Genomic DNA, 7,097 nt, shown 5'->3' on the forward strand with positions numbered 1-7,097 from the left:
GATGCGCATCGTCATCGATCTGCAAGGCGCTCAATCCAGCAGCAGCCGCAATCGCGGGATTGGCCGCTATACCAACTCCTTGACGCTCGGGATCGTTGAGCTCGCACGCCACGACCATGAGGTGATCATCGCCCTCAACGGCCTGTTCGACGAAGCCATCGACGAAGTCAAGCTTCGCTTTTCCGGTTTGATTGAGCCACGAAACTTCCGCGTCTGGCATCCGCCTGCGCACGGCCAGATTGCCAGCGCAGGTGGCAAGCGCGCCAACGAAAAGCTCTACGAGGCATTCCTTGCCAGCCTGCAGCCGGACGTGGTGCTCATTGCCAGCTTGTTCGAAGGATTGAGCGATGCCGCTGTCACAAGCATCGGCGCCTTCGCCCGGCTGCGCACCGCCACCGTCTTGTACGACCTGATTCCGCTGATCAATGCACGGCCCTACCTCGACAACGCTACGGTGCGCGAGTGGTACTTGCGCAAGGTGGCAGCACTGCGGCGCGCGGACATGTGGTTCGCGATCTCCGAGTCGTCGCGCCAGGAGGGCATCCGTTATCTCGACCTGGAGCCGGAGCGCTGCATCAACGTTTCCACCGCGGCCGACCCGCAGTTTCGCATTCAAGCCGTTTCTCAGGAGCACGAGCAGGAGTTGCGGCAACGCTACGGCCTGCCGCGCCCATTCGTCATGTACACGGGCGGGATCGACCTGCGCAAGAACATCGAGGGCTTGATCCGCGCCTTCGCCCTGCTGCCCGCGACGCTGCGGGCCGGATTCCAGTTGGCCATCGTCTGCTCCGCGCGCAGCGAGGACAAACAGGCGCTGCTGGATCTGGCGCGCTTGGAGAGCCTGGCCGAAGGGGATGTCGTGGTGACCGGCTTCGTTCCCGACGAGGATCTGGTGACGCTGTACAACCTGTGCCACCTGTTCGTCTTCCCCTCCTGGCACGAAGGCTTCGGTCTGCCGGCATTGGAAGCCATGAACTGCGGCGCGGTCGTCCTGGGTGCCAACACCTCCAGCGTGCCCGAGGTGATCGGCCGCAGCGACGCGCTTTTTGATCCGCACGATCCGAAGGCCATTGCGGTGAAGATCGAACAGGGACTGACGGATGAGGCCTTCCGTAGCGAGTTGCGCGCGCATGCCGTCGTCCAGGCCGGGCTTTTTGACTGGAGCAAGTCGGCGCAAAGGGCATTGGAAGGGCTCGAGCGCCTGCAAAGCACCACCATTGACGCCCCGCAACCCACCCGGCGAGGCGTGCGGCCAAGGCTGGCCTACGTGTCGCCCTTGCCGCCGGAACGCAGCGGAATTGCAAGCTACAGCACCGAACTGCTTCCCTTTCTGGCGAAGCACTACGACATCGAGTTGGTCACAGACCTGGAGGCGGTCGACGACCCCATGCTGGCAGCGAATTTCCCCAGGCGCTCCACAGCCTGGTTTCGCGAGCACTCCCAGGCCTTCGATCGCGTGCTGTATCACTTCGGCAACTCGCAGTTCCATCAGCACATGTTCGACCTGCTTGCCGAAGTGCCGGGAGTCGTCGTGCTGCACGATTTCTATCTCAGCGGCTTGCACGCCTACCTTGAGGAGACGGGCACGAACACCCTGGCCTGGGTGCAAGCCCTTTATGCGTCGCACGGCTATCCGCCCTTGGCGGAGCGCTTCTCTTCAAAGGACGCATCCAAGGTCCTCTTCAAGTACCCCGCAAATTTCGAGGTGCTGGCGCAAGCCCAGGGCGTGATCGTCCATTCGCAGCATTCCATCGACCTCGCGAATCAATATTTCCCTGAGCCAGTGTCGGAGCATTGGACCCGCATTCCGCATCTACGCGCCCTCAAACAGGAAGACGAGCATGCACGGCTTCGCATCCGCGAAAAGCTGGGCCTGGCGCCGGACGACTTCGTGGTGTGTTCCTTCGGCATCGTCGGATCCACCAAACTGAGCCTGCGACTCATCGAAGCCTGGCGAGCCGCCCCCTTGTCTAAGTCGGCGCAGTGCCATCTGGTGTTCGTCGGCCAGAATGATTCGGGGCCCTATGGCGAGCAAGTGACACAAGCGATCGCGGCGGCTGCGCAAGGGAGCATTCGAATCACGGGTTGGGCGAGCACAGAGTTGTTCGACCAGTACCTCGCGGCAGCCGATGTGGCGGTTCAGCTTCGTACCCAATCCCGTGGCGAGACCTCGGGCACCGTGCTCGACGCCATGAGCCATGGAGTGCCGACGATCGTCAACGCGAGCGGCTCCATGGCCGACTTGCCCGATAGCGCCGTTTGGAAGCTGCCGGAGGAATTTTCCGATCAGCAGTTGCTGGAGGCGCTGGTCACGCTCTGGACCGACCCGCAGGCCCGTGCCGCGCGCGCCGAACAGGCGCGCCACTTGATCGGCAAAGAGCACGCACCCGCGGCATGTGCCCGCAGGTATTTCGAAGCCATCGAAGGGTATGCCGGGCGCGCCGCAACGGGCCGCGACGGCCTGGTGGCCGCCATTCGCGCCGACTGGGACGTTGCACGCGGCGCCGCCACGGTCGACGATGCCCCGCCCATAGCGCAGGCCATCGCCGACAGCCTGCCGCCATTGGCGCCGGCGCGCCAACTGTTCATCGATGTCTCCGAACTCGTTCATCGCGACGCATCGACCGGCATCCAGCGCGTGGTCAAGGGACTGCTGCACGAGTTGTTGAGTTCTCCCCCGCCCGGCTATCGTGTGGAGCCGGTCTATGCGGTTCAGGGCGAGCTCGGCTACCGCTATGCGCGTCAGTTCACGCTCGGGTTCCTGGGGTGCCCACGTTCGATGCTGGTCGATGCGCCCATCGATGCGCGCGCCGGCGACGTCTTCATCGGCCTGGATCTGGAGCCACGCATTGTGCTGGCTCAACGCGCCCTCTATCGGCAATTGCGACATCGCGGCGTCCGCGTCGAATTCGTGGTGTATGACCTGCTGCCGGTGCTCATGCCTGACCGGTTCATGCAAGGCGCGGAAGAGCTCCACGCGAAGTGGCTGACGGTGGTGGCGGAGAACGATGGCGCGCTGTGCATTTCAAGCGCGGTCGCCGACGAACTGGGCGACTGGACGGCTTCGGATGCTCGGGGCGGCCAGCCCAACCCCGGTTTCAGCATTCGCTCTTTCCACCTGGGCGTCGATGCCCTGCCCACCCGTTCCCCGCCGGACTCGAAGGAAGACTCGAAGCTTCAGGCAGCGATGGCTGGTCGCCGCACCTTTCTGATGGTGGGAACGATCGAACCGCGAAAAGGTCACGCCCTGGTCCTCGACGCCTTTGATCGACTATGGGCGAGCGGCCACGATGTCAACCTGGTCCTGGTGGGCCGAGAGGGATGGATGGTCGATGGCCTGGTCAAGAAGCTGAGACAGCATCCCCGCCTCGGAAAGCAGCTTTTCTGGATCGAGCGCGCGAACGACAAGCGCGTGGACCAACTATATGCCGCCTCCTCATGCCTCATCGCCGCCTCGGAGGGAGAAGGCTTTGGACTGCCCCTCATCGAAGCGGCACAACGTGGGCTGGCGGTGTTGGCGCGCGACATCCCCGTGTTCCGCGAGGTTGGCGGAGACGGCGCGAGATACTTCGCCGGCACGCGCGATAGCCTGGCGAATGCCGTGGCCGAATGGCTACAGAATCCCCTGCCGGCGACAATTCGATTCCAGAGTTGGGCCGAGAGCGCGAAAGAGTTCAAGAAGGCCCTGAGGGTCGATGGTTAATGGCGGCCCGTGCATGCCGTTTGCGTGCGACGGGCGGACATCTCGTTACGAATGCGCCCCGTAAAATCATGCGCAGTACTTAGAAAAAAAGAGGATCTTCATGCGTTTGGTCTCGGTGGTGCTCTCTGGCGGGTCTGGCTCGCGGCTGTGGCCCTCATCTCGTCGGGCCCACCCGAAGCCCTTCATGAGAATCGGCGACTCCACCCTGCTGCAGCAGGCCATCGAGCGCGGCCAGGCATGTGGCACTGGCGACTTGGTGCTCGTGACCAACAAGGACCACGTGTTCCTGACGCGCGACGTGTTGGGCCAGATGTCCGACCCCCCGGCCACGACCTTCCTGCTGGAGCCCAAGGGGCGCAACACTGGCCCGGCCATTGCCTTGGCAGCCCTGCAATGCGCCAAGCAATTTGGCGACGACACCGTGATGCTGGTGCTGTCGGCGGACCAACTCATTCCCGATGTGGAAGCTTTTGTCGCCAGTGCCAGCGATGCCTTTCGCCTTGCGGAACAGGGCGCGCTGGTGCTCTTCGGCATCAGCCCAACCAGCCCCGAGACTGGATTTGGCTATGTCGAGGTGGACCGTGTGGCGCGCGAGAGCCAGCCGGCCAAGCGCTTCGTGGAAAAGCCCGACCTGCGCACGGCGCAGGAGTTCCTTGCGACCGGCCGCTACTACTGGAACAGTGGCATGTTCGCCTTTACCACCAAGGCGATCATCGCCGCGCTGGAGCGGCATGCACCCGAAGTCATCCACGCTGCACGCAACGCGATGAATGGCGCTAAGCAGCAAAACGACAGCCTCCATTTCGACGTCCATCAGTTCGGCCTGCAGCCGGATATCAGCATCGACTACGCCGTGATGGAACGAGCTGACAACGTTTATGTCGTGCCCGCCAAGTTCAGTTGGAGCGACGTCGGATCTTGGCCCTCCGTGGCCAGCGCACATGTTGCTGACGCGAGCGGCAACACGTTCGATCGCGAAGTGGTTGCTATCGACACGACCGGCACGCATGTGCAGGTGGAAAGCCACGGCCCCAAGACAGTCGCGACGGTGGGCGTTCACGACCTCGTGATCGTCGATACGCCCGATGCCCTGCTGGTGTGCCACAAGAACGCCGCGCAAGAGATCAAACAGGTCGTCAACGCGCTCAAGTCGCGCCACGCGGAGGTTACCGAGCTACCCTCTACGGTCCACCGCCCCTGGGGCACCTACGCCTCGCTGAAGGAAGAGGACGGCTACAAGGTCAAGCGGATCACCGTCAAGCCGGGCGAATCGCTCTCTCTGCAATACCACCACCAGCGCGCCGAACATTGGGTCGTGGTGCAGGGCAAGGCACTGGTGCAGATCGGTGACCAGGAACTGGAAACCCTGCCCGGGCAGTACCGATACATCCCATTGAAAGAGAAACACCGTTTGACCAATATTGGAAACGACATGCTGGTACTGATCGAAGTCCAGTGCGGCAACTACTTGGGTGAAGACGACATCGTCCGCCTGGCCGACACTTACGGACGCGCATGAGCCAGGCACATTCCAACCTGCATCGAAGCGCCTGGGCCGATTGGTGGGAAGGCACTCGCCGCACCGACATCTGGGGGACGTTGGCCTGGTTCGACATCGTGCTGCGCTACCGCCGCTCGATGCTCGGCCCCTTGTGGCTGACGCTGAGCATGGGCGCCATGATCGGCGGCATGGGCCCGCTCTACAGTGCGCTGTTCGGCACCGAGCTGAGCAAGTTCTTTCCGCACCTGGCGCTGGGGATCATCTTCTGGACCTTCTTCAACAGCATGGTGATCGACTCGTGCAACGCGTTCATCAACTCCGGCAACTACCTGAAGCAGGGCTACTTCCCGATCAGCCTGTTCGTGTGGCGAAGCATGGCGCGCAACATGATTCAGTTTGGCCACCAGATCGTGTTGTACGTGCCGGTGGCGCTATGGGCCGGCATCACGCTCAAGATGGACGCGCTGCTCTTTGTACCGGCGTTCATCGTGTTCTTGATCAACTCCCACGCCCTCGGCCTGGCCCTTGGACTGGTGTGCACCCGCTACCGTGACGTGGCTCAGATCATCACCAGCGTGATGCAGATGCTGATGTTCCTCACCCCCGTGTTCTGGCTGCCGGAGAGCCTTCCGGGCCGTGCGCAATACATCTTGTGGAACCCGTTTGCACAGATGCTGGACTTGCTGCGCGCCCCGTTGATGGGGGGCGTGTCAGACATACACAATTGGACCGGCATTCTGATCTGGACCGCTATCAACATCCTCGTATCGGCCTGGCTTTTCTCGAAGTACCGCCGGCGCGTGGTTTACTGGCTCTAGTTAGTCCATGCCCAATATCTCTCTCAAGAACGTCGGGGTCAACTTCCCCATTTACGGCGCCGGCGCCAATTCGCTGAAGAAGACGCTGGCCGCATCGGTCACCGGCGGCCGCTTCGGCAAGGAGACCGGGGTCAATGTGGTGCAGGCGCTCAGCGGCATCAACCTGGAACTCAAAGCCGGCGACCGCCTGGGCCTGACGGGCCACAACGGCGCCGGCAAGTCCACGCTGCTGCGGACGCTCGCGGGCGTGTACGAACCCTCCGTCGGCGAATTCGTGCGCCGAGGGACCGTCTCCAGCTTGATCGATCCGTCATTGGGGATCGAGCCCGACGCCACCGGCTTTGAAAACATCATGCTGCGCGGCCTGGTCATGGGCATGAGCAAGAAGCAGATCGACGAGCTGACGCCAAGCATCATCGACTTCAGCGGCTTGGGCGACTACATCAACATGCCGGTTCGCACCTACTCCACCGGCATGATGATGCGCTTGGCGTTCTCCATTTCGACCAGCGTTCAGGCCGACATCCTGCTGATGGACGAGTGGCTATCGGTAGGCGATGCCGAATTCACCGAAAAGGCCGAGCAGCGCATGAAGGACGTGGTATCGAGTGCCGGCATCCTGGTGCTCGCCTCGCACTCACCCAAACTCATCGCGAACGAATGCAACCGGGTGATCCACCTGGAGCACGGGCGAATCGTCGAAACCTGAGACGGCAGGACACTTTGGCCGATGCGCCGCGCTCAATGTCTGCGCCGCACCACGATCCCGACCGAGGTGGTCACATAGTTTGCCAGGAGCAGTTTGAGGTGAGCGTTGCCCGTGTAGGGCGGCGTATCCACATGAAAGTCCAAGGTGTGGGCAGCTGGCCCCAATCGAAACTCTTCCACCTCGTGGCCTCGTTCGCGCAGCCTGCGCACGAGGTCTTCCATGTCTTTGCGCCGGTAAATCGTAAGCACGCGGTGAAGTCATCTTGATGGTCTGAGAGCCTGCAGGCATCGTGCCCACGATGAATGATGTGGACACGATAGATGGCGTGGTTAAGCGGGCGACGCGTCGCAATCACAGCGCCCAGTT

The 7,097-nt window shown here is 62.4% G+C and carries 5 protein-coding genes; 4 read left to right on the forward strand and 1 reads right to left on the reverse strand.

All coding sequences use genetic code 11. The features are described from left to right. The first annotated feature begins 1 nt into the window (after position 1). The 4 genes from ACIPRI_RS25135 (at position 2) to ACIPRI_RS25150 (ending at position 6,731) form a co-directional block, all read left to right on the forward strand. Positions 2–3,703, forward strand: coding sequence for a glycosyltransferase (locus ACIPRI_RS25135; protein WP_446624235.1), 3,702 nt, complete (start codon positions 2–4; stop codon positions 3,701–3,703). A 100-nt stretch (positions 3,704–3,803) separates the two neighbouring features. After that, the gene (locus tag ACIPRI_RS25140) at positions 3,804–5,222 is read left to right on the forward strand and encodes a mannose-1-phosphate guanylyltransferase/mannose-6-phosphate isomerase (RefSeq protein WP_446624236.1); all 1,419 of its coding nucleotides are present in this window, start codon (positions 3,804–3,806) and stop codon (positions 5,220–5,222) included. After that, positions 5,219–6,022 carry an ABC transporter permease gene (locus tag ACIPRI_RS25145; RefSeq protein WP_446624237.1) on the forward strand — a complete coding sequence of 268 codons (804 nt, stop codon included), beginning with the start codon at positions 5,219–5,221 and terminating at the stop codon, positions 6,020–6,022. Before ACIPRI_RS25140 ends, ACIPRI_RS25145 begins: the two co-directional genes overlap by 4 nt. Positions 6,023–6,029: 7 nt before the next feature. Next, positions 6,030–6,731 (forward strand): ABC transporter ATP-binding protein, encoded by a 702-nt coding sequence (locus ACIPRI_RS25150; protein WP_446624238.1) that lies wholly within the window; start codon positions 6,030–6,032, stop codon positions 6,729–6,731. A 32-nt stretch (positions 6,732–6,763) separates the two neighbouring features. Here ACIPRI_RS25150 and ACIPRI_RS25155 read toward each other — a convergent pair whose 3' ends face one another. Further along, positions 6,764–6,952 (reverse strand): hypothetical protein, encoded by a 189-nt coding sequence (locus ACIPRI_RS25155; RefSeq protein WP_446624239.1) that lies wholly within the window; start codon positions 6,950–6,952, stop codon positions 6,764–6,766. Positions 6,953–7,097 lie beyond the last annotated feature (145 nt).

The organism is Variovorax sp. LARHSF232 (assembly GCF_052871435.1).